The following is a 20,285-nucleotide window of genomic DNA, read 5'->3' as shown; positions in this document are numbered from 1 at the left end:
GGCCGATTAACCCCACCCCGGAAGGGGGTCAAGGAAACGGCCGCTAATTCCTCTGGACGAAGCAGGACGGCAGGCCAGCCGACTTCAGATTGTTGCAGGCCTGCACCGCCTCGTCGGCCGAGCCATACGGTCCGGCGAAGGCGCGGTAGACGATACCTTTGCCCTTATCGGTCAGATCGACCCGCTTAATGACCGGCGAGCGGCCCCCGAGCACGCTGCCATATTTGCTCTGCAGCACCCTGTAGGACGCAGCCGCGCTGTCCTCGCTCTGCTGCGAGGAAACCTGCACGACGAAGCCGCCACCGCTGGGCGTAGGCGCAATTTGGGTCGGATTGGTCGCGGCCATACGCTGCGGCGGTTCGGCCGGCGCCTGCGGCGCCAGCGAGAGCGGCTGATTGGCACTGGCATTGGCCGAGGTCGGCGGCGTACGCGGTACGACCGGCGCGGCGACCGGCTTCGGAGGCGCAGCCGGCTTGGCCGCTGACAACGCAACGGCCTGCGGCGCGGCGCTGTCGATCTGGTCACCCTTCACAGCCACGGTCTTGACGGAGCGTGGCGCACTGTTCGGCATCGTCCCGTTGCTCGGGGTCGGACCGGCATTGGGCGGCAGCACGTTGGACGGCGACACGCTCGCAACCGGCGGCGGGTTCGCGTTCTGGTTCAGCGGCGGAAACACCACGCGCGGGCCAGCCGCCTTGGCATTGACGTCGACGGGTGCCTCCTCGCGCGGCACGATCTTCTCGCTACCGTCGCCGCTCGCCATGCGGTCCGGCACCTTGGCCGAGGAGTCCGACGGCGCCGGCACGATCTTGGTCGGCGTGTTGTCGGCCTTGATGATCGGCGGCTCGCCGCTGCGGGGCGATCCGATATAGGTCTTGTAAGCGAAAGCAGCGCCAGTTCCGACCACGGCCAGTGCGAGGATCGCGGCGACCGTCATCATGCCGCCGCGCGATTTCCTGGGCTCGTCGAGATCGGCCTCGGGGTAGTCGCTCTGGAACGCGTAGGGGTCGTCCGGATAGGCCGGCTCACGCTGAAAATCCTGCTCGCCCGTTTCGAGCCGCCCGTAGAGCGCATCATCGTAACGCGCCGGATCGGGCTGCTCGTACGGCGCCTCGTAGGCTTGCTCCTGGGCCTGCTCGTGAGGATAGGCCTGAGGCTGGTAAGGCTGATGGAGCTCACGCTCCGGCGCAGCCGGCGGGGCCGCATAGCGATGCAGTGGATGAACGGGATTCACGGCGACGGGATAGTCAGGTTCGGGCGCCGGCTGCGGTTGCACGTTGGCGCGGCGCATCCACGACGGCGGCCCCGGCTGAGGCGGGGCAGCCTGCTCGGCATAGTCCTGCTGATAGCCGTCCTGCGAATAATCGTCATCCTGATAAGTCTGGGCTGGCGCTGCCGCCGGGCGCGCACCGGGGCGGCCCTGTGCTGCGAACGGATCGGTCTGCCCGATCAAGCGGGCGAGCTCGGCCAAGGGATCGTTTTCCGCCTTCCCATGCTGGTCGGCGCCGCGGCCATAGTCCTCGGACGGAAACGGTCTGTCGTGATATCGATCGGCCATCGTGATGATGCGTCCCTTCGGGAAAGCCGCGCGCTCCTCGACCAAGGCGCGGCTTTCGACCCACAAGGCTTTGAACCAAGTCTAAGCGATCCGGCTTCTGCCGGTACCCCCAATATTCCTCTTAAGTAGTTCGCCCCAAACTACCGCATCTCGTCCGGAGCATGGACGCCGAGGATGGCGAGGCCCGATGCCAGGACAGAGACGACGCCCTGGACCATGGCCAGCCGCGCCTTCGTTAGAACTGCATCATTATTGATAATGAAGCGTAAATAGGGCAAATCGCGCCCCTTCGTCCAAAGTGCGTGAAATTCACTCGCTAAGTCATAGAGATAAAAGGCAATACGGTGCGGCTCGTGAGCCGCGGCGGCGGCTTCCAGCATCCTCGGATAAATTGCGAGGCGCTTGAGAAGGTCGAGTTCAACGGGGTCCGACAGCCGTTCCACGGCCGACTCACTGAGCCAGGCAATCCGCTCGCGGGCGTCCTCGGGGAGTTCCGGAAACACCTCCACCCGCGCGTTGCGGAAGATCGAGTGGCCGCGGGCGTGGCCGTACTGGACGTAGAATACCGGGTTGTCGCGCGACTGTTCCATGACCTTGGCGAGGTCGAAGTCGAGCACCGCGTCGTTCTTGCGGTAGAGCATCATGAAGCGGACGGCGTCCTGGCCGACTTCATCCACCACCTCACGCAAAGTGACGAAGTCCCCGCTCCGCTTGGACATTTTCACCGGCTCGCCGTTGCGCAGCAACTTCACGAGCTGGACGATCTTGACGTCGAGCGCGCCCTTGCCGGAGGTCGTCGCCTTCACCGCGGCCTGCATGCGCTTGATGTAGCCGCCATGATCGGCGCCCCAGACGTCGATCATCTCCGCAAAACCGCGGTCGAACTTGTTCTTGTGGTAGGCGATGTCGGAGGCGAAGTAGGTGTAGGAATCGTCCGACTTGATCAACGGACGGTCGACATCGTCGCCGTAGGCGGTTGCCTTGAACAGTAGTTGCTCGCGATCTTCCCAGTCCTCGACCGGCGCGCCCTTCGGCGGCGGCAGGCGGCCTTCATAGATGTCGCCCTTGGCCTTCAGGAAATCGATGGTCTCCGCAACCTTGTTGTTGCCCGTCTCGATCAGCGAGCGTTCCGAGAAAAACACGTCGTGGCGAATATTGAGCGCGGCGAGATCATCCTTGATCTCGTCCATCATCATCGCAATTGCCTTGGCCCGCACCGTCGGCAGCCATTGCGCCTCGCTCATCGTGAGGAGCTTGTCGCCATGCTCCTCGGCCAGGGCCACACCCACCGGCTTCAGATAGTCGCCCGGATAGAGGCCTTCCGGAATGGCGCCGATGTTCTCGCCGAGCGCCTCGCGATACCTCAGGAAGGCGGAGCGCGCGAGCACGTCGACCTGGGCGCCGGCATCGTTGATGTAATATTCGCGCGTGACGTCGTGGCCGCCGAACTGAAGCAAGCTCGCCAGCGCGTCGCCAAAGACGGCGCCGCGGCAATGGCCGACATGCATCGGTCCGGTCGGATTAGCCGAGACGTATTCGACATTGACCTTGGAGCCGCCGCGGACGCGGCCGTAATCTGCGCCCTCGCGCAGCACCGTCCGCAGCGCCTCGGCCCAGGCGGCGGGCTTCAGCGTCAGATTGATAAAGCCGGGACCGGCGACGTCGACCTTGGCGATCAGCGCATCGGCGCGCAGCCGTCCGGCAATCTGCTCGGCGAGCTCACGGGGTTTTGCCTTCGCCTCTTTCGCGAGCACCATGGCGGCATTGGTCGCCATGTCGCCGTGGGTGGCATCGCGCGGCGGCTCGACCACCACGCGCGAGACATCGATGCCCTCAGGCCAGTTGGCTTCGGCCGCGAGCGCGCGGCAGGCGGCGTGCACGCGTGCGAGCACGTCGGCGAACAAATGCGGTGCTGAGGATGTGTCGGGCATGGGCGCCGCCTAACGCAAATCCGGGGTCGAGTCAAAGAGCCGCTGGTGCTCAGTCAGGGCGAAACGGTCGGTCATTCCGGCAATGAAATTGCCGATCCGGCGGGCCCGGTCGCCGTCGTCGTCCGCCTCCGCCCCGACCAGCCATTCCGGCGGCAGGTCGGCCGGCGATGTCAGGTACTTGGCGAACAAGTCGAACAGGATCTGTTCCGCCTCCGCCATCACCCGCATCACCCGTTTGTGGCGGTACATGTGCTGGTACAAAAACCGCTTGATGGCGGCCTCCTCCTCGGCGACCTCGGCGGGGAACGCGATCAGCGCCCGGCTCTGCTGGCGCACGTCCTGGGCGGATTGCGGCTTGACCGCGGCAATGTTCTTCTGCGCCTCCGCAAACACCGCGCCGATCAGATGCGAGATCAGCTCGCGCACCAGCTCAGCCCCGCGCCTGACGTCGTCGAGATCGGGATAATGCGCCGAGGTCTCGGCGATGATCTCCGCGGTGAGCGGCATCACCTTGAGATCATCGAGGTGGAACAGGCCGGCGCGCAGACCGTCGTCGATATCATGGGCGTCATAGGCGATATCGTCGGCAATCGCCGCGACCTGCGCCTCCAGCGAGGCGAAGCTCCAGAGTTCGAGGTCGTCGGTCTTGATATAGTCCGCGATGCCGACGGGAATGCCGTGCTCGCGGTAGCGCCCGACCGGCGCGCCGCTGCGATCGGTCAGCGGGCCGTTGTGCTTGACGATGCCCTCAAGCGATTCCCAGGTCAGGTTCAGCCCGTCGAATTCGGGATAGCGGTGCTCCAGCGAGCCGACGACGCGGAGCGCCTGGGCGTTGTGGTCGAAGCCGCCGAAATCCTTCAGGCAGGCATCCAGCGCCCGCTCGCCGGCATGGCCGAACGGCGGATGGCCGAGGTCGTGGGCGAGCGCCAGGGTTTCCGTGAGATCCTCGTCCAGCCCAAGCTGGCGCGCCAGTGCGCGGGCGATCTGCGCCACTTCCAGCGAGTGGGTCAGCCGGGTGCGATAATGGTCGCCCTCGTGGAACACGAAGACCTGGGTCTTGTACTTCAGGCGGCGGAACGCAGTGGAATGGATCACCCGGTCGCAATCGCGCCGGAACGGGCTCCGGGTCCGGCTCGGGGGCTCGGCGACCAGCCGGCCTCGGCTGCGATCGGGGTCGCAGGCATAGGGCGCACGGGGGGCTGCCATTCCGACGGACACGACGAATTTAGTCCCTATCCATTTGATTCTGCGTATCCTTGCACTTAACTATGCCGGACGCGGGATACCAAATGAATTGGCCAGGTGAATTTGGTATGACCGCGGACCGACGACCGGAGACGAGCTATGACGACTGCTGTGACCATCAGTGACCGCGCCGCGCGCCGGATCGGGGAGATCCTCAAGGGCGAAGGTACAGGCGCGATGCTGCGCATCTCCGTCGAGGGCGGCGGCTGCTCTGGCTTCCAGTACAAGTTCGACATCGACCGCGACCGCACCGACGACGATCTCGTGATCGAGCAGGAGAACGCGGTGGTGCTGGTCGATCCCGCCTCGCAACCGTTTCTGGCGGGCTCACAGGTGGATTTCGTTGACGATCTGATCGGCGCCTCGTTCCGCGTCAACAATCCGAACGCCACTGCCTCGTGCGGCTGCGGGACCAGCTTCTCGATCTAGCCGAACTCAAAAGGTGAAAAACAACCCCATGCACAGTAGCCGGGACGCCGGCACGGTGTATTTCGGCTTTTGCGAAGATTGGTTGATCCGTCGGGCAAAACAGGGGTAATGTATCATCATCGCGAGATCCCCCAAGGTCGGAGAGCTCGACCGGGCGCACACGGGGCGGGTCGATACAGCCCAACGCCGAAGCGTCCCTTGCCGCAGTCCAATCCTTCGAAAAAGTTTGAATCTCGTCAGTGGCGTTAGGTGTGAGTGGTGACATGATCCCACGTTTGTTGCCCGTATCCGATAAGCCAGTTCAAAGCGTGGTGTCTTTCCTCCGTGACGCCAGGATCTACAGCTGCCGGTACCTGCTGTCCTTTAATACGCGCGTTTCTGACAGCCCAGTGGTACCTGTAGATCAGATCGGCCTGATCAAGAATGTCGGTGATCGGACGAAGTTCGGAGTCGTCGATAAACTCAGAGGTCGTCCTTTCGGCCATGGTCTTCGCGGCGAATTCCACGTCGCAAATCTGAGCTGGCTTGCCCAGTTGAGCCACGAAGCCCAATGCCCAAAGCAGAGTCCAGGCGGCTTCGTGCCTCCAGGTGAATTGAATCCGGTCGTGCTGCGAAGGGGAATTGTCGAGCACGAACGCCAGTTCCTTGCGAGTCAGATGCGGCCGGAGTTCGTATGTTTCTAGAAGTCGTTCGACTAATTCTTCCTCAAGTCCCTCGCCTTTTGCAGCAACAAAAAGGAGACAAAGAGTGCGCAGCGCGACTTCTTCTTTAGATCGTTTCAGCGCCTCAGCCGTGGTCTCAATAACGGGTAATGCGGCAAAGAAAGGTATGCCCTCGGCTTGAAGGATCCTCTCCGATCTGAATTTTCTATCAATAGCTTCCGCTGAGATCCCCCCATTCTCCGTTGACATCCTCCCGTTCATCGCGCCAATCCCCCAACGCTTGTCAGACATACAATATCACGAGACATCCTCGGCCGCGACAAGATCGAGCATGCTGCCGCTTGGCGCGCATGCCAGACTGCAGCATCATGGCGCCACGGCGAAGGAGTCGTGCCCATCTTCATCGGCCATAGCGCGCCAACAGCGGTAGTCATTATCCAATGCGCATTATTGATCGTCTGGTCTGTTGCCTCGTTCTCTTCCTTGCAGTTGCAGCCGTCCCGGTGCGTCCTGCGCACGCTGCCGAAACCTGCCCGTTCATCAGCGCCCAGGAGCTCGCCGGCGCGATGCCGGCACTCAAATGGTCGCTGATTTCAAATCAAGACGGCCGCGGCTGCATCTACCAGGCCGGGCGCGGCGATACGATGATGCTGACCGTGTTCCGCAATCCCGACAAGGACCGCGCCAAGGAATTGTATGCGACCTTCGTCAAGACGCTCGGCGAGCGCATGCCGCTTAGCGGTGTGTCCGGGATCGGCGATGAAGGCCAGCGCGGGACGACCGCCGCCGACGCGCAGCGCCAGGAGGCCTCGGTCATCGCCCTGTCCGGCGATTACATTCTGCAGATCGGCGTCTATCCGATCGGCCGGCGCGCCGGCGACACACTGCTCGGACCGCTCACCGAAGCCGCGCGCGTTGCCATCGCCAACGTGAGCAAGACCAGCGAGCGGTTCGGCAATTGCGAGTGGCTCACTGCCGCGGATGCCGACGGCTTCCTCGACAAGAGCACGCTGCAGGTCCAGCGGACCGGCGCAGGAAGCTGCATGATGTTCGATCGCGAGGCGAATACCATGACCGTAGCCGTGATCGCGATCTCGCGCGACACGGTCATCAGCATGATGAAGCGCACGGGCCCGTGCCAGCACGTGACGATCCCCGAGCTCGGCAGTGAAGCCTTCGGCGAGCATTCCTGCACCAAGGGCAACGGCAATGCCGTCAACATCTTCGTCTGGAAGAACGGCAGGCAGGCTTCGATCCTGTTCGCGCCGGTCAAGCCGCATCCGGAGTCCGGTTCGGTCGAGCGCCTGAAGGCGGTCGCCGGGCGAGTCTATGGACGACTGTGACGGCGCCGCGTTACATTGCCGGCGTTGCTAGCCCGCGTCCGCTCTGCTCCAACCGCGACCAAGTGCGTGCGGCCGCGCACTTCGTCACAATCGGCCAGAGTCATCATTTCTGCATAAATCAAAGGATTTCGTATCTTGCTAAGGATCGAGTGGACTCTGGTTCAATCCCCGCAAGCCTCTGTCCGACCGCGTAAAGCCTGCAATCTTCGCCGCGCGAATTGATCTTGCATTTCATCAAAGCAGGCTCGCGCGCATCGAGAGCTGTGCGGCCAAATCCAGTACCGCAGTGGCCGCGCGTGCTCACCGCGAAGGCCTTGGCATCATCGGGATTTGCGAGGTAGTCCGCGAACGCTTTCTGACAAGCGGCGACAGCTTCCGGCGGGATTGGCAGCTCAGCGAAGAACGGCGCCTCTATGATAGTCTTGGTTGGAAGACCTAACTTTTCAAGAAAGGGGGCGACGGACGGAAACCAGGTGTCTGCCGGCGCGAGCACGACGGTATCGTGGCCGTTCGATCCGAATGGAGGCAGCACGTGCAACTGCGCAGGCGCACCGCCAGCGCTGTAGGCAGCGAACATGCGCCGCGCCAAGTCGGGACCGTAGAATGGATCGTTCTCAGCATAGAGCCAAAGCGCCGGGACACGCGCTGTACGCCCCAATGCGGCGACTGTATCGACCAAGTTATCAGGCGAGCAAGGTTGGTTGGGTTCTGAGAAACTGTGCCGACCACCGGCAAAATTCAAGGTGCCAACGATCCCCGGTGTGTTCTGTGCGGCGACGGCCATCACCGTGAGCCCCCCAACGGAATGACCGAGCAAGACAACATGCTCAGCGTCGACCCAGGGCTCATTGCGCAGTGAAGCGACCGCCGCAATGACATCGTCGCTGGAAGCGCGCACGGCCGGAAGATAGTCGCAGGCCTGCCGCAAAGACTCGGAGAACCCTCCCCCAGATCGGCCATAGCCACGACGTATGATCGAGACCACTGCATATCCTCGCTGCGCGAAGGCGACGGCCGCCTTGCTGTAGCCGACCGGAGAGCGGTTGAGGATTTCAGTGAAGAATTCATCGCCGAAGATGCCAGGCATTCCGTGAGCAATCACGACGAGAGGAAATTTGCCGGGACGATCAGGACGAACCACGAAGCTTTCCAGCGACACTTTGCTGCCGGAGATCACGACAGGCAACATCATATGCGCGCTCATCAGCGACCCGTCGCCCGCGCGGACGGAGGCCGTGAACAAGATGAGAAGCAGGGCAACAAGACGCATGACGCAGCAAGGTAACACGGCGCATCCGAATTGCCAGCCTCCGGCCAACTGGTGCGAAACGCATATTCATGCGCAGGGTTAGCGCCTCACGCGCCGGTCATCTGCCTTTCCTCGTCCGTCCACGCCACCTCGACCGGAATCAATTCCGGCTGGAGCGGCGCGTCCTCTGCCATCACGTGACCGTCCAGACCACGCAGCAGCGCCGCGGCCAGTTCGGGTTTCCGTAGCGGCTTGGCCAGGAAGTCCGACATGCCGGCCTCGCGGCAAATTTTGACGTCTTCGGGGAAGGCGTTGGCTGTCAGTGCGATGATCGGCAGGGCCGCGAAGCGCCCGCCTTCCGCGCGGATCGCCCGGGTCGCGGCAAGGCCATCCATCTCGGGCATGCGCACGTCCATCAGCACGATGTCGTAATCGCCTTCGGAGACGGCCGCGACGGCCTCGACGCCGTCGGCCACGACCCGGAGTTCGACCTCGAAGGCACCGAGCATCTTGCTCACGACCATGCGGTTGACGGCATCGTCCTCGGCGACCAGCACTCTCAGCGGCCGGTCGAGGCTCGCGATGCGAGCCTTGAGGTCATCGGCGTCATCGCGGCCCGCGTCCTCACTGGACGTCTGCACCTGGTTCCACGGCAGCACCAGCGTGAATCGGAAGGTCGAGCCCTCGCCCGGCGTCGAAATGACACCGATGGTGCCGCCCATCTGATCGATGATGCGCCGGGAGATCGCGAGGCCGAGGCCAGTGCCGCCGAAGCGGCGGCTGATCGACGCATCGGCCTGGGCGAAATCCGAGAACAGCTGCCCGAGCTTCTCGGGCGCAATGCCGATGCCGCTGTCCGAGACGGTCCATTCGACGGTCGCGAGCAGATCGCGCCGCGCCAGGCAAATGGCCTTGATCGTCACCTCGCCCTGGTCGGTGAACTTCACCGCATTGGAGGCGAGATTGAGCAACACCTGCCGGATACGCGCGACGTCGCCGCGCAGCGTCGGCGGCAGGTTCGGATCGAGTTCGACCTTGACCGCGAGTCCCTTGCTCTTGGCGCTTGCGCGCACCACGGTCGCGACCGTCTCGACCAGCGTCTGCGGCGTAAAATCGATCGCCTCGAACGCGAAGCGCCCGGCCTCGAGCTTGGACAGATCGAGGATGTCGTTGAGGATGCGCTGGAGGTTGTCACCGGATTCGCGGATCGTGGTGACGGCCTCGCGCTGCTCCGCATCGAGTTTTGTTTCAAGCAGCATGCTCGCAAGTCCGAGCACGCCGTTCATGGGCGTGCGTATCTCGTGGCTCATCACCGCCAGGAAATCCGACTTCGCGCGGCTCTCGGCCTCGGCCTTTTCCGCGCGCCAGCGCTCGGTGACATCTCGGCCAAAGCCGCGATAGCCTAAAAATTGCCCGCCGCGGTCATAAGCCGGTTTCGCCGTCAGCGACCACAGCCGCGCCTCACCGCCCGCAACGATCCTGAGGTTCATCTCGTGCAGCGGCTCGGCCTGCTCCATCAGACCGACGACGTTGTAGGCCGCCGCCTTGTCTTCGGGGCACAGCATGTCGAGCACGTCGGCGAAGAGCGATCCCTTCAGCAGCGGAAGCGGCAATTGCGCGACGTCGGCGAAGCGTTGCGGCACATCGGTGAGATGCCCCTCGGCATCGGTCTGCCACAGCCAGTCACTGGCGTTCTCCTGAAAATCCTTCAGCAGCAGCGAGATGATCTCGGTCTGGCGTTCGAGCTCGAGCTGGGCCTTGAGATTGCCCAGGAACAGATTGCCCTGGGAGACGATGTTGCGCGCCATGAAGAACGCGAACAGCAGCAGGAACACCGCGGTCAGGGCATACGGACCAGCACCGCACAACAGCATCGCGCCGGCGCAGGCAACTGTCATGGTCGCGAGATAGACGAGGCCCGCGCGCGGGAAGGTCGACAGCGTGAAGGCGCCGCCCGACATCATGCCGACCATCAGGCAGGCCAGGATCAACTGGCTGGTCGGCTCGACCCGGCTGAACAACGTCAGTGGCAGCGTGCCCCAGATCGCGGCCAGGAAGAATGCCTGCCGCGTCATTTGCCGCGTTGCGCGGCGTGAGGCTTCCTGCGGCGGATTCTGCTGTGCGCGCCGCCACGCACCCACCGCGAGCGAGGCAGTGGCGGCAAGCGTCGTCCCCCAGATCGCAAGGAAATCGTTCCAGCCCCGGCCCCAGAACAGGACCAACACAATGGCGACGTTGAGCATGGTGACGGCCATCGTCGCCGGGATTGCCCGCGTGACCGCATCAATCTGCTTGGCGCGGATGCGGCGCAGCTGGCGCTCGCTGAGATCCGCGGTCAGGCCATCCTCGATTTCGAAGCCGCCGAGCCAGTACAGGAACGCGCCGATCAAGCCGTCTTTCAGGCCATCCTGCGGCTCAGTGCGCTGCGACGATTTCTCCGGCCATCCCATTCGAAAAACCTTTTCGGTATCAATGGCGCATGGCCGGCTTAAGCCGGGTTAATTTTGTGGGAGATTTTGCGGCGTCCTTGACGGGCACGTTTGCATTTTGTTCTAACCATGGCCCCCTGCCCGGAGCCCGCCGACATGCCCATCAGAGTAGCTACGTGGAACGTGAATTCGGTCCGGCAGCGGATCGACCTTCTGCTGACCTGGCTGAAGGAGTGCCAGCCGGACATCGTCTGCCTGCAGGAGATCAAATGTGTCGACGAGGCGTTCCCGCGGCTGGAGATCGAGGCGCTGGGTTACAACGTGGTGACCCACGGACAGAAGACCTTCAACGGCGTCGCTTTGCTCTCCAAGCTCAAGTTCGACGAGACCAAATCGGGCCTCGCCGGCGATGACGAGGATGCGCATGCCCGCTTCCTCGAGGGCGTGGTGACGCTCAAGCGCGGCGTGATGCGCATCGCCTGCCTCTATCTGCCCAACGGCAACCCGGTCGGGACCGAGAAATATCCCTACAAGCTCAAATGGATGTCGCGGCTTCTTGAGTATTCGAAGGAACGCCTTAAGACGGAGGAGCCGCTGATCCTCGCAGGCGACTTCAATGTCATTCCGCACGCCCGCGACGTCCACAACCCGGCCGCCTGGACCGAGGACGCCCTGTTCAAGCCCGAGACACGGGAGAGCTTCCAGTCCCTGCTCGGCCTCGGCCTGACCGATGCCCTGCGGGCCGTCACAGACGAGCCCGGCCTCTACACTTTTTGGGACTACCAGGCCGGGGCGTGGCAGAAGAACCAGGGCCTGCGCATCGACCATCTGCTTCTGTCGCCACAGGCCAGCGACCGACTCGCCAATGTCGGCATCGACAGCTATGTGCGGGCCTGGGAGAAGCCGTCGGACCACGTGCCGGTGTGGGCGGATCTGGATCTGGAGGCGGCGTAACGCCGCCTCTGCCCGATCACTCGTGGCGGCCCTGCACCCACTGTTCCAGCATTTGCAGGCACATGGCGCGGTCGTCGTCCGACGCCTTGGCGAAGGCGCGGTTGTAGTTTTCCTTGATCCAGGTCTCGTCAGTGCCGGCGCTGTCACGCGCCAGGGTCAGCCACATCAGGCCGCGCGCAGCCTGCCGCGGCAGGCGGTCGCCGTTGAACAGCATCTGCCCGAGCAGTGCCTGGGCCTCGTGCTGGCCCTTCTGCGCGGCGAGGCCAAGCCATCGTGCGCCGTAGCGGAAATCCTCGCGCGACGCATCCGGCGTCTTCAGATAGAGCCGGGCGAGATCGTATTGGGCATCCGCGTTGCCGAAATAGGAGGCGGCATAGGAGAACATCTCCCGCGCCCGGTCCGGGTCGGCCTTGATCTTCGAGTTCGGGATGCCGCTCAGATAGTAGCGGCCGAGCGCGACGAAGGCGTTGGCCACGACCTGCGCCTGCGGCGCCGACGGACTGTCCTCGGCATGCGCGTTGGCGATGCGGGTGAAATATTCGAACGCCCGCACGTCGTCCTGGGCCACGCCGTCGCCGCTGGCGTACATGCGGCCGAGCTTCCACTGCGCGATCGGGTGACCGCCCTCGGCGGCATATTGCAGAGCGCTGAGCGAGGTTTCCTGGGTCGCGACCGGCGGCAAGGCCTTGCGCACCGCGCCCGCAGCACCGGGCAAGGTTGTCACGACCGGGATGGTGGCATCCTTCGGGTTGACCGGCGCGCCGTCAAAGGCGATCGCCGGCGCAGCCAACGCGGTAGCCCCCAACACAAACGCAACGATGGCACGCCTAGATGTCCGCATAACACTGTTTCTCGTGCGCGCCGCCCGGATGGGTTACTGCCCCACCGACCGCTGGTCCAACCTGCTGAGCATATTTCCAGAGCGCGCCCGTCGTGTGGTTAGTCGCGCGAGCACTCCATTTGGTTTTGCGCTGCGCGAGCTCGGCGTCGCTCAATTTTACGTTAAGGGTCCCGTTGTCGGCGTCGATCTCGATGATGTCGCCATCCTCGAGCAGCCCGATCGGGCCGCCGATGGCCGCCTCGGGCCCGACATGGCCGATGCAAAAGCCGCGGGTGGCGCCGGAGAAGCGGCCGTCGGTGATGAGTGCAATTTTACCGCCCATGCCCTGGCCGGTCAGCGCAGCGGTGGTCTGGAGCATCTCCCGCATGCCGGGGCCGCCCTTGGGGCCCTCGTAGCGGATCACGATGACTTCGCCTTCCTTGTAGGTGCGCTTCTGGACCGCCTCGAAAGCATCCTCCTCGCGGTCGAAGCACCTGGCCGGACCGGTAAACTTGAGGTTGGACATTCCCGCGACTTTCACGATCGCACCTTCTGGCGCCAAATTGCCCTTCAGACCAACCACACCGCCAGTGACGGTGATGGGCTTGTCTGCCGGGTGCACCACGTCCTGGTGCGGATTCCACTTCACGCTCTTGAGGTTTTCGGCGATCGTTCGACCGGTGACGGTAATGCAGTCACCGTGGAGAAATCCGTTGTCGAGCAGCGTCTTCATCAGAAGCGGTATGCCACCTACTTCAAACATGTCTTTGGCGACATAACGGCCACCCGGCTTCAAATCCGCGACATAAGGTGTCTTTTTGAAGATTTCGGCGACATCGAAAAGGTCGAACTTGATGCCGGCCTCGTGCGCGATCGCTGGCAGGTGCAGCGCAGCATTAGTCGAGCCGCCGGAGGCCGCGACCACGGCGGCCGCGTTCTCGAGCGCCTTGCGCGTGACGATGTCGCGCGGCCGGAGATTGGACGCGATCAGCTCCATCACCTTCTCGCCGGCGGTCATGCAGAAGGCGTCGCGGATTTCATAAGGTGCGGGGGCGCCGGCCGAGTAAGGCAGCGCCAGCCCAATGGCCTCGGACACAGTCGCCATGGTGTTGGCGGTGAACTGCGCGCCGCAGGCGCCGGCCGAGGAGCATGCCACGCGCTCGATCTCGTCGAGGTCCTCGTCCGACATCGCGCCGACCGAGTGCTTGCCGACGGCCTCGAACATGTCCTGCACGGTGACCTGCTGTCCGCGAAAATTGCCGGGCAGGATCGAGCCGCCATAGATGAAGATCGAGGGCACGTTGAGGCGGACCATCGCCATCATCATGCCCGGCAGCGACTTGTCGCAGCCGGCCAAACCGACGAGCGCGTCATAGGCGTGGCCGCGGACCGTCAGCTCGACGGAATCGGCGATGCATTCGCGCGACGGCAGCGAGGAGCGCATGCCGTCATGGCCCATGGCGATGCCATCGGTGACGGTGATGGTGCAGAATTCGCGCGGCGTGCCGCCGGCGGACGCCACGCCCTTCTTCACCGCCTGCGCCTGGCGCATCAGCGAGATGTTGCAGGGAGCGGCCTCATTCCAGCACGAGGCGACACCGACGAAGGGCTGATGGATCTGCTCGGTGGTCAGACCCATGGCGTAGAAGTAGGACCGGTGGGGCGCGCGCGTAGGGCCTTCCGTCACGTGACGGCTCGGCAGCCTCTGCTTGATGTTGGTCTTGGCGTCCATTGCGACCAGTTTCCTTGGCTAACCCTTGTCAGACCCGGAACATCAGACCCAAGATTTGAATCGACCTTGGGATTTCCCACCGCCTGCAGGGAGCCAGCCCAGCCCCCTAAATATAGGAGCGATTTTATTCATGTTTGGGTGTGGCCAAAAAGCGGCGCCGATACGAACCGCCTGCGATAAGGGTTAAATCGCGCAGGAATGTTGCATGCAAAGCACAATCGTGGCGTGGAAGACACGGAAATGCCTACTGTGTTACCTCGCACGAGGAGCAATCCACAACTACAGATTTTGGAAACGGAGAGGCGCGCCCCGAATTCGGTGCGATGACGAGCGAAGCCCGACTGAGTCGCCCCGCTCTCCCTCCCATCATCCTGGGGTTGCGAGCCATGGGGGCGCATCAGCGTTGACTCATATAGGGTACCCCCTATCTTATCAGCATGTCACACACGATCAAACACAAGTCGAAGCTGATCGGACGGGTCCGGCGCATCAAGGGCCAGCTCGACGCCGTCGAACGCGCGCTCGAGTCGGAGATCGGCTGCGCCGATGTGCTGATGCTGGTGGCTTCGGTGAAAGGTGCGATCAGCGGTCTCACCACCGAGCTCTTGGAAGACCACATCCGCCACCATGTCGTGGATCCCGCGCACGAAAAGGATCCGGAAAAGGCCAAGGGCGCCGCCGACCTCATCGACGTCGTCCGAACCTATTTGAAGTGAACGCAATGACCGACCTGTCTCAGCTGCTCCAACAGAGCAGCGCGCACGCATGGCTGTTCGTGCCCAGCGCCATCCTCCTCGGCGCGCTGCACGGTCTCGAGCCCGGGCATTCCAAGACCATGATGGCTGCGTTCATCATTGCAATCAGAGGCACTGTGCTCCAGGCCGTGCTGCTCGGCCTCTCGGCGACCGTCTCCCATACCGCCATCGTCTGGGCGATCGCACTCGCGGGGTTGTATTTCGGCCAGGAATTGTCCGGCGAACGCAGCGAGGCCTATCTGCAAATAGCGTCCGCCGTCATCATTGTCGGCATCGCCGGCTGGATGGTCTGGCGCACCTGGCGTGAGCAGAATCACACGCACGACCATCACCACCACGACGAGCCGCAATCCATCTCGCTGGCCGGGGCATCACTGTTGCTGGAGGTGTTCGAAGACGGCGTGCCCCCTCGCTGGCGGATCCGGAACGAGACCGGCGAACTTCCTGCGGCCCGCGACATCAAGGTGACCACCATCCGCGAGGACGGCTCGGAGCAGACCTTCGCGTTTGCCGCTTGCGATGGCTACCTCGAAAGCGTCGCGGAGATTCCCGAGCCGCATGCGTTCAAGGCGCGCGTCGCCCTTGCCGGCGACGCCACCGAGATCCTGTTTGAGGAACATGATCACGACCACATGGATCTCGGCGAAGAGGACGACGCGCACGCGCGCGCCCATGCCGCGGACATCCGCAAGCGCTTTGGGGGGCGCAACGTGACGACGGCGCAGATCGTGCTGTTCGGCCTCACCGGCGGACTGATCCCCTGCCCCGCCGCGATCACCGTGCTGCTGCTTTGCATACAGCTGAAGCAGTTCAGCCTCGGTTTCGTCCTCGTGCTGTCTTTCGGTGTCGGGCTTGCGATCACGATGGTGTCGGCCGGCGTTCTCGCCGCGCTCAGCCTGCGGCACGTCGAACGGCACTGGGCCGGCTTCAGCCGCTACGCCCACCGCGCGCCTTACGTGTCGGCGGCCCTGATCGTCTTTGTCGGCCTCTACACCGGCTGGACGGGTTTGCACGAACTGATGGTGTGATGGGCAGCGGGGCGGCCTCTGCGGTTTGTCCGGTCAGCCTTTCGTGCTCGCAGTCTTATCCAGCGCGGCCCGCAGGCCCTTGGCGAGCTTGATGGCATCGTCATGGGCCCAGAAGTGCATGAAGAAGAGCCGTGGCTGCTCATCCAGCATGTGGCTGTGCAGTGCCGTCATCTCGATCCCATTCGCCAGCAGCGCCGCAAGCACCGAATTCACCTCTTCACCCGACAGAACGAAGTCGCCGGTGATGGCCGCCTTGCCCCCGCCAGTTGGCTGGAAGTTGATGCCGATCGCGACGCCCATTGCCCCGGCGGGAGTGAGCGGCATGCCCTCTTGTGTGATCGGATCGCGACGCTTGACGTTGAATTGGTAGACGCCGCCATTGGCCTGTCCCTTCGCGCCGATAATCTGGTCGAGCTTGGCTGTATCGAGATCGACGGCGGGCGGCGGACCGGCCGGTGCGGCAACGGTCATCGGAGTCTTGCTTACGGCGAGTGCGTCGTGGATCGCAGAGGCCAATTTGACGGGGTCGCCGTGTCCCGCGACATGCATGTAGAATGTCGCCGGGCTCGCGCGCAGCAGATGGTTGTGCACGGCCGTGATCTCGAGGCCGCTCGCGATCATCTTCGCCATCACGGGATTGATTTCGGTCTCGAGGAGCACAAGGTCGCCCATGACCATGGCGCCACCATGGGCTGGCTTGAACGCCACCCAGCCGCCGAGGGCCAGCGCCGGCTTGATCGCGACCCCGTCCAGGGTCACGGAGAGATCGTTGCGAGGAAAGCCGTATCGGTGGACATCATCCGAGACGGCGGCCTTGCGGCCGAGCGTTTGGTCGATCGTCTGCCAATCGATGTCTTCGGCCTGGGCCGGCGCGATGAATTGCGCCGGGAGCGATGCTGGGACCATGACGGCGGCCAGCAAAAAGGCTGCGTGACAAACTGTTCGTAGTCGCATGGTCGTTCTCCTGGTGTCCCTGCCCCAGGTCGCATCTGTTTTCAGGCTCAGGTATCCGCACCGCGCGCGCCGCCGCATGCCGCGCGAGACGAACGAGCCAATCTGTCGAATGAAATCGGGGGTGCATGAATTGGACATGCTGCGCCCTTGTGTCAGGACGCGATGCTTGGGCATGTCGCCTCGCGGGGAGACCGCATATCCCCGATGACTCGACTAGAAACCCGGGAGTCCAACCTGTCAATCGCGCGTCGTGAGCGGATCCGCCAAAAATATTTCGCCGATCCCATGGAACGAAATCGATTTGACCACTCTCGGCCGGCCGGCCTGCGGAAGCCACGTCGTCACGTCTTGCGGTTTCCGGACGATCCCGCATAGAATGTCGCGGTGGGGACAAGGCAGACTCCCCGTGAGACTTCGGTCCAAGTCTGCGCAGCACGCAATTCGTGGAGCTTGCGCATGGACACCCAATCCCCTCACCGATATTCCGTAGCCATCGTTTCGCGGGGCGACGCAGGCATGCGCCGCGACGCCGCCGCGCAAAACAGCCGCTTCGTTCGCGTCTTCGAAGCCCTCGCTTCCGCCGGCATCGCGGCGCAACCGGCGATCTACGACGAGAGCTTCGCGGATGCGGTCCGCGATCAACTGCTTGCGGTCGACGGCGTGCTGGTCTGGGTCGACCCGATCCACCAGGGCAAGACGCGCGCCGGACTGGACGACCTGCTGCGCGACGTCGCGGCACACGGGCCGTGGGTCAGCGCGCATCCCGACGTCATCCTGAAAATGGGCGTCAAGGAGGTGCTTTACCGGACCCGCGATCTCGGTTGGGGCGCCGACACCCATCGCTATGACAGTGCTGCCGTCTTGGCAGCGGAATTTCCGCGGCGCCTGCGAGCCGACGGACCCCGCGTGCTCAAGCAGAATCGCGGCAATGGCGGCCAAGGCGTGTGGAAAGTCGAGGCGCTGCCGAGTGCGACCCCGACGGTTCGCGTGCTCCATGCCCAGCGCGGCAGCCTCCCCCAGGACATGCCGCTCGATGCTTTCATCGCGCGATGCGAACCCTATTTCGGCTGGGGCGGCTGCATCATCGATCAGCCGTTTCAACCTCGCCTCCCCGACGGAATGATCCGCTGCTACATGAGCGGCGCCAGGGTCGCGGGCTTCGGACACCAATTGATCAAGGCACTCATCCCGCCACCGCCACAGGGGCCGGACTCTCCCGAGGCCCAACCGGGGCCGCGGATCATGCACGGCCCCGATGCGCCGCAATTCCGGGCGCTGCGAAGGCTGATGGAAGACGAATGGACGCCGCGGATGATGAATCTGCTGGCCATCGACGAAGCGTTGATGCCGGTCATCTGGGACGCAGACTTCCTCTACGGCCCGCGCGATGCTGATGGCGCAGACACCTATGTTCTCTGTGAGATCAATGCAAGCTCCTGCTTCGCGATCCCTGATGAAGCGCCGGCGGCGATCGCACGGACGGTTCGCGAGCGGCTGGTGAACGCGAGGCGGTAGTTGCTCCGACGCAAGCGGATCGCCTTCCTTGCGGCCATGGCGCAAGCTTCAGGTGCGCTGATCCGCGCCGCGATCGAAACGCGCGAACACTGCGCTGGTGAGACCGCCGAGCAAGGTCCAGAACACCAAACTCGTCACCGTCACCGCCGTGACGAACTGATGCGTCAGCGACGACGGCACGTTGGTCTCGATGTTGGCGAGCTCCGGTGCGCCGATCAGATGCGGCAGGGTCAGCAGGATCACGCCGGCGATCGCGGCCGGCACCGAGCGGCGAAAGGCGATCAAAGCGAGCCCTCCGGCCGTGGCCAGCACGGCGGCGAGCCACCAGATCTGGCGCGACAAAAGCGGCGCAACAGGCACGCCGGGCAGCTCCGGAGGCACGCCGAGGCCGGGCGCCAGGGTGAAGACGGCAAAGCCCGCAAGGCCCCACAGCAGGCCTTCATGCCAGGAGACAAGGGCCCCGGTAGCGCCGCTGCGCACGGCGAAGAAGCCGGCCAGCAGCAGCGCGAATCCGATCGCGGTCAGGATATTGGCGGCCGCAGTATAGGCGTTGCGCTCAAGACCATCGCGCGGCTCCCAGGCCCCGGTGCCATGGTCGTGGCCGCCGGCGCCATGATCGTGGTCTGCGTGGTCATGCCCGGCAGCCGCCTGCTGCGGTGAGGCTGCGGCACCATGCTGGTGCGCCTCCGCCGCCTTCTCGAAGACTTCCGCCTTCAGGATCAGGGGGACGGTGCCGAACTGCTGGACGACAGTGACGATGAGACCGACGATGAAACCGGCAATGACCGACGCGAAAACGATCGAGCGAAATGTGCTCATGCCACCCCGGTTAGTGGCAGGGGAATGCGTTCGAGTGCCGCACGTCATGGGCGGCGTTGTGGACGACGTCGATGTGGGAGAAGCCGACCATGCCGATGACGAACACGCCGAGCACCATGGCCATCAGAGCCTGCGACAGCCGTCCCACCTGCCCGGCGGCGAGCGGAAGCGTGACTTGAGCCGTGACCTGGGCGTTTGCGAGCTGCGACTGGCTCATGGCGGTTCTCCATTGGCGATTTGCGCGTCTTCTAGCAGCTTCCGGGCGATGTCGCGACTGGTAAGATGCAGGCTCGTCCCCGGCAAAATAAGCTTGCGGGCTATCTTGGCATCGGCCGCGGCGAGAAAGGCGGCCTCAAACTGGCGGAAATAGCCGAGGCAGGCGTCCGGCGTCGGCTCGGTGCCCAGCAAGGTCCGGAAGGCGCCCCGGTGCACGGCGCAGATCGCGCCATGAGCGGCGACGGGAAACACCAGCGAGGCGATGTCGTCGCGCCAATGGACCTCATTGTTCAAGCTGTCGCGCGCCCCGTGAGCACCATGGATGAACTCCCGGCGACGAGCCTACCACGGCTATCGACGGATTCCGCCAGCTCGCAATCGGTCCTGCTCCGGCTCCGCGCGGCTCCTGATCCTCGCCTGCTCGCCGGCATCGACGAGCTGGCCGATGCCGGTGCGGCCTGTCAGGGCGCAGCGGATGATATTTTCGGCAGCCGACCTGCGGAAGCTGTCGTCCTCGCCTTCGGGGCGATTACGGCAAACCCGGTCCAGCGCCAGCTTCATGTTGATCCGTGTGCGGGTGTCGAAATGCTCGCTGATCATTCGCACGGCCTTGATGCTTTGGTGTCGCGACGGCAACGTCCGGCTG

General features: G+C 63.9%; 19 protein-coding genes. 6 read left to right on the top strand and 13 right to left on the bottom strand.

All coding sequences use genetic code 11. The features are described from left to right. Positions 1-43: 43 nt before the first annotated feature. The 3 genes from ACTGJ9_RS24150 to ACTGJ9_RS24140 form a co-directional block, all read right to left on the bottom strand. Positions 44-1,558 (bottom strand): SPOR domain-containing protein, encoded by a 1,515-nt coding sequence (locus ACTGJ9_RS24150; RefSeq protein ID WP_456678605.1) that lies wholly within the window; start codon positions 1,556-1,558, stop codon positions 44-46. A gap of 140 nt (positions 1,559-1,698) precedes the next feature. Further along, a complete protein-coding gene (argS, locus tag ACTGJ9_RS24145; RefSeq protein ID WP_456673134.1) occupies positions 1,699-3,489 on the bottom strand; it encodes an arginine--tRNA ligase in 1,791 nt (596 codons plus the stop codon). Between the two features lie 9 nt (positions 3,490-3,498). Next, on the bottom strand, positions 3,499-4,707 hold the full coding sequence (locus ACTGJ9_RS24140) for a deoxyguanosinetriphosphate triphosphohydrolase (RefSeq protein WP_456673133.1): 1,209 nt from the start codon (positions 4,705-4,707) through the stop codon (positions 3,499-3,501). Positions 4,708-4,833: 126 nt separating this feature from the next. Between ACTGJ9_RS24140 and erpA the strand changes: the two genes are divergently transcribed. Beyond that, positions 4,834-5,163 carry an iron-sulfur cluster insertion protein ErpA gene (erpA, locus tag ACTGJ9_RS24135; RefSeq protein WP_456673132.1) on the top strand — a complete coding sequence of 110 codons (330 nt, stop codon included), beginning with the start codon at positions 4,834-4,836 and terminating at the stop codon, positions 5,161-5,163. Positions 5,164-5,408: 245 nt separating this feature from the next. Here the strand turns inward: erpA and ACTGJ9_RS24130 are convergent, their stop codons facing one another. Then, the gene (locus ACTGJ9_RS24130) at positions 5,409-6,116 is read right to left on the bottom strand and encodes a DUF4272 domain-containing protein (protein ID WP_456673131.1); all 708 of its coding nucleotides are present in this window, start codon (positions 6,114-6,116) and stop codon (positions 5,409-5,411) included. 212 nt (positions 6,117-6,328) lie between these two features. Here ACTGJ9_RS24130 and ACTGJ9_RS24125 point away from each other — a divergent pair, with 212 nt between their 5' ends. Next, entirely contained in the window at positions 6,329-7,168 is an 840-nt protein-coding gene (locus tag ACTGJ9_RS24125) for a hypothetical protein (protein ID WP_456673130.1), read from the top strand. A 118-nt stretch (positions 7,169-7,286) separates the two neighbouring features. Here the strand turns inward: ACTGJ9_RS24125 and ACTGJ9_RS24120 are convergent, their stop codons facing one another. Together ACTGJ9_RS24120 and ACTGJ9_RS24115 are read right to left on the bottom strand one after the other, a co-directional pair. After that, on the bottom strand, positions 7,287-8,360 hold the full coding sequence (locus ACTGJ9_RS24120; RefSeq protein WP_456673129.1) for a dienelactone hydrolase family protein: 1,074 nt from the start codon (positions 8,358-8,360) through the stop codon (positions 7,287-7,289). A gap of 164 nt (positions 8,361-8,524) precedes the next feature. After that, on the bottom strand, positions 8,525-10,867 hold the full coding sequence (locus tag ACTGJ9_RS24115; RefSeq protein ID WP_456673128.1) for an ATP-binding protein: 2,343 nt from the start codon (positions 10,865-10,867) through the stop codon (positions 8,525-8,527). Positions 10,868-11,002: 135 nt separating this feature from the next. On the opposite strand from ACTGJ9_RS24115, the gene xth reads away from it, so the two are divergent. Then, complete coding sequence (xth, locus tag ACTGJ9_RS24110; protein ID WP_456673127.1) at positions 11,003-11,800, top strand: exodeoxyribonuclease III; 798 nt, start codon at positions 11,003-11,005, stop codon at positions 11,798-11,800. 16 nt (positions 11,801-11,816) lie between these two features. On the opposite strand, the gene ACTGJ9_RS24105 is transcribed toward xth, so the two are convergent. Both ACTGJ9_RS24105 and ilvD read right to left on the bottom strand, forming a co-directional pair. After that, positions 11,817-12,641 (bottom strand): tetratricopeptide repeat protein, encoded by an 825-nt coding sequence (locus ACTGJ9_RS24105; protein WP_456673126.1) that lies wholly within the window; start codon positions 12,639-12,641, stop codon positions 11,817-11,819. Further along, a complete protein-coding gene (gene ilvD, locus ACTGJ9_RS24100) occupies positions 12,628-14,352 on the bottom strand; it encodes a dihydroxy-acid dehydratase (protein WP_456673125.1) in 1,725 nt (574 codons plus the stop codon). Before ilvD ends, ACTGJ9_RS24105 begins: the two co-directional genes overlap by 14 nt. 437 nt (positions 14,353-14,789) lie before the next feature. On the opposite strand from ilvD, the gene ACTGJ9_RS24095 reads away from it, so the two are divergent. Together ACTGJ9_RS24095 and ACTGJ9_RS24090 are read left to right on the top strand one after the other, a co-directional pair. Beyond that, positions 14,790-15,068 (top strand): metal/formaldehyde-sensitive transcriptional repressor, encoded by a 279-nt coding sequence (locus ACTGJ9_RS24095; RefSeq protein WP_092290650.1) that lies wholly within the window; start codon positions 14,790-14,792, stop codon positions 15,066-15,068. Positions 15,069-15,073: 5 nt separating this feature from the next. Next, a complete protein-coding gene (locus tag ACTGJ9_RS24090) occupies positions 15,074-16,135 on the top strand; it encodes a nickel/cobalt efflux transporter (RefSeq protein WP_456673124.1) in 1,062 nt (353 codons plus the stop codon). Between the two features lie 33 nt (positions 16,136-16,168). Here the strand turns inward: ACTGJ9_RS24090 and ACTGJ9_RS24085 are convergent, their stop codons facing one another. Continuing rightward, positions 16,169-17,041, bottom strand: coding sequence for a DUF1259 domain-containing protein (locus ACTGJ9_RS24085; protein WP_456673123.1), 873 nt, complete (start codon positions 17,039-17,041; stop codon positions 16,169-16,171). A 504-nt stretch (positions 17,042-17,545) separates the two neighbouring features. Here ACTGJ9_RS24085 and ACTGJ9_RS24080 point away from each other — a divergent pair. Then, positions 17,546-18,604 carry a Cj0069 family protein gene (locus tag ACTGJ9_RS24080; RefSeq protein ID WP_456673122.1) on the top strand — a complete coding sequence of 353 codons (1,059 nt, stop codon included), beginning with the start codon at positions 17,546-17,548 and terminating at the stop codon, positions 18,602-18,604. Between the two features lie 48 nt (positions 18,605-18,652). Here the strand turns inward: ACTGJ9_RS24080 and ACTGJ9_RS24075 are convergent, their stop codons facing one another. From ACTGJ9_RS24075 to ACTGJ9_RS24060, 4 genes are read right to left on the bottom strand one after another with little or no spacing between them, the layout of a single operon-like run. Further along, entirely contained in the window at positions 18,653-19,423 is a 771-nt protein-coding gene (locus ACTGJ9_RS24075; protein WP_456673121.1) for a CbtA family protein, read from the bottom strand. 10 nt (positions 19,424-19,433) lie between these two features. After that, the gene (locus tag ACTGJ9_RS24070; protein WP_456673120.1) at positions 19,434-19,640 is read right to left on the bottom strand and encodes a CbtB domain-containing protein; all 207 of its coding nucleotides are present in this window, start codon (positions 19,638-19,640) and stop codon (positions 19,434-19,436) included. Continuing rightward, positions 19,637-19,933: a hypothetical protein gene (locus tag ACTGJ9_RS24065; protein WP_456673119.1), complete on the bottom strand. Its 297-nt coding sequence runs from the start codon at positions 19,931-19,933 to the stop codon at positions 19,637-19,639. Before ACTGJ9_RS24065 ends, ACTGJ9_RS24070 begins: the two co-directional genes overlap by 4 nt. Before the next feature lie 57 nt (positions 19,934-19,990). Then, on the bottom strand, positions 19,991-20,239 hold the full coding sequence (locus tag ACTGJ9_RS24060) for a hypothetical protein (RefSeq protein ID WP_456673118.1): 249 nt from the start codon (positions 20,237-20,239) through the stop codon (positions 19,991-19,993). Positions 20,240-20,285: the final 46 nt, after the last annotated feature.

It is taken from the genome of Bradyrhizobium sp. RDM12 (assembly GCF_051917485.1).
In the GTDB taxonomy this organism is placed as follows: domain Bacteria; phylum Pseudomonadota; class Alphaproteobacteria; order Rhizobiales; family Xanthobacteraceae; genus Bradyrhizobium.
This window is presented reverse-complemented; position numbering and strand designations above follow the sequence as displayed.

What these genes read in the sequence shown, in the direction of transcription:
- ACTGJ9_RS24095 (WP_092290650.1), top strand. Translation starts at nt 14,790, where the DNA reads ATGTCACACACGATCAAACACAAGTCGAAGCTGATCGGACGGGTCCGG.
- ACTGJ9_RS24105 (WP_456673126.1), bottom strand. Translation starts at nt 12,641, where the DNA reads ATGCGGACATCTAGGCGTGCCATCGTTGCGTTTGTGTTGGGGGCTACC.
- ACTGJ9_RS24130 (WP_456673131.1), bottom strand. Translation starts at nt 6,116, where the DNA reads ATGTCTGACAAGCGTTGGGGGATTGGCGCGATGAACGGGAGGATGTCA.
- ACTGJ9_RS24090 (WP_456673124.1), top strand. Translation starts at nt 15,074, where the DNA reads ATGACCGACCTGTCTCAGCTGCTCCAACAGAGCAGCGCGCACGCATGG.
- ACTGJ9_RS24085 (WP_456673123.1), bottom strand. Translation starts at nt 17,041, where the DNA reads ATGGTCCCAGCATCGCTCCCGGCGCAATTCATCGCGCCGGCCCAGGCC.
- ACTGJ9_RS24080 (WP_456673122.1), top strand. Translation starts at nt 17,546, where the DNA reads ATGGACACCCAATCCCCTCACCGATATTCCGTAGCCATCGTTTCGCGG.
- argS (WP_456673134.1), bottom strand. Translation starts at nt 3,489, where the DNA reads ATGCCCGACACATCCTCAGCACCGCATTTGTTCGCCGACGTGCTCGCA.
- ACTGJ9_RS24150 (WP_456678605.1), bottom strand. Translation starts at nt 1,558, where the DNA reads ATGGCCGATCGATATCACGACAGACCGTTTCCGTCCGAGGACTATGGC.
- ACTGJ9_RS24120 (WP_456673129.1), bottom strand. Translation starts at nt 8,360, where the DNA reads ATGATGTTGCCTGTCGTGATCTCCGGCAGCAAAGTGTCGCTGGAAAGC.
- ilvD (WP_456673125.1), bottom strand. Translation starts at nt 14,352, where the DNA reads ATGGACGCCAAGACCAACATCAAGCAGAGGCTGCCGAGCCGTCACGTG.
- ACTGJ9_RS24060 (WP_456673118.1), bottom strand. Translation starts at nt 20,239, where the DNA reads ATGATCAGCGAGCATTTCGACACCCGCACACGGATCAACATGAAGCTG.
- ACTGJ9_RS24115 (WP_456673128.1), bottom strand. Translation starts at nt 10,867, where the DNA reads ATGGGATGGCCGGAGAAATCGTCGCAGCGCACTGAGCCGCAGGATGGC.
- ACTGJ9_RS24070 (WP_456673120.1), bottom strand. Translation starts at nt 19,640, where the DNA reads ATGAGCCAGTCGCAGCTCGCAAACGCCCAGGTCACGGCTCAAGTCACG.
- erpA (WP_456673132.1), top strand. Translation starts at nt 4,834, where the DNA reads ATGACGACTGCTGTGACCATCAGTGACCGCGCCGCGCGCCGGATCGGG.
- ACTGJ9_RS24075 (WP_456673121.1), bottom strand. Translation starts at nt 19,423, where the DNA reads ATGAGCACATTTCGCTCGATCGTTTTCGCGTCGGTCATTGCCGGTTTC.
- xth (WP_456673127.1), top strand. Translation starts at nt 11,003, where the DNA reads ATGCCCATCAGAGTAGCTACGTGGAACGTGAATTCGGTCCGGCAGCGG.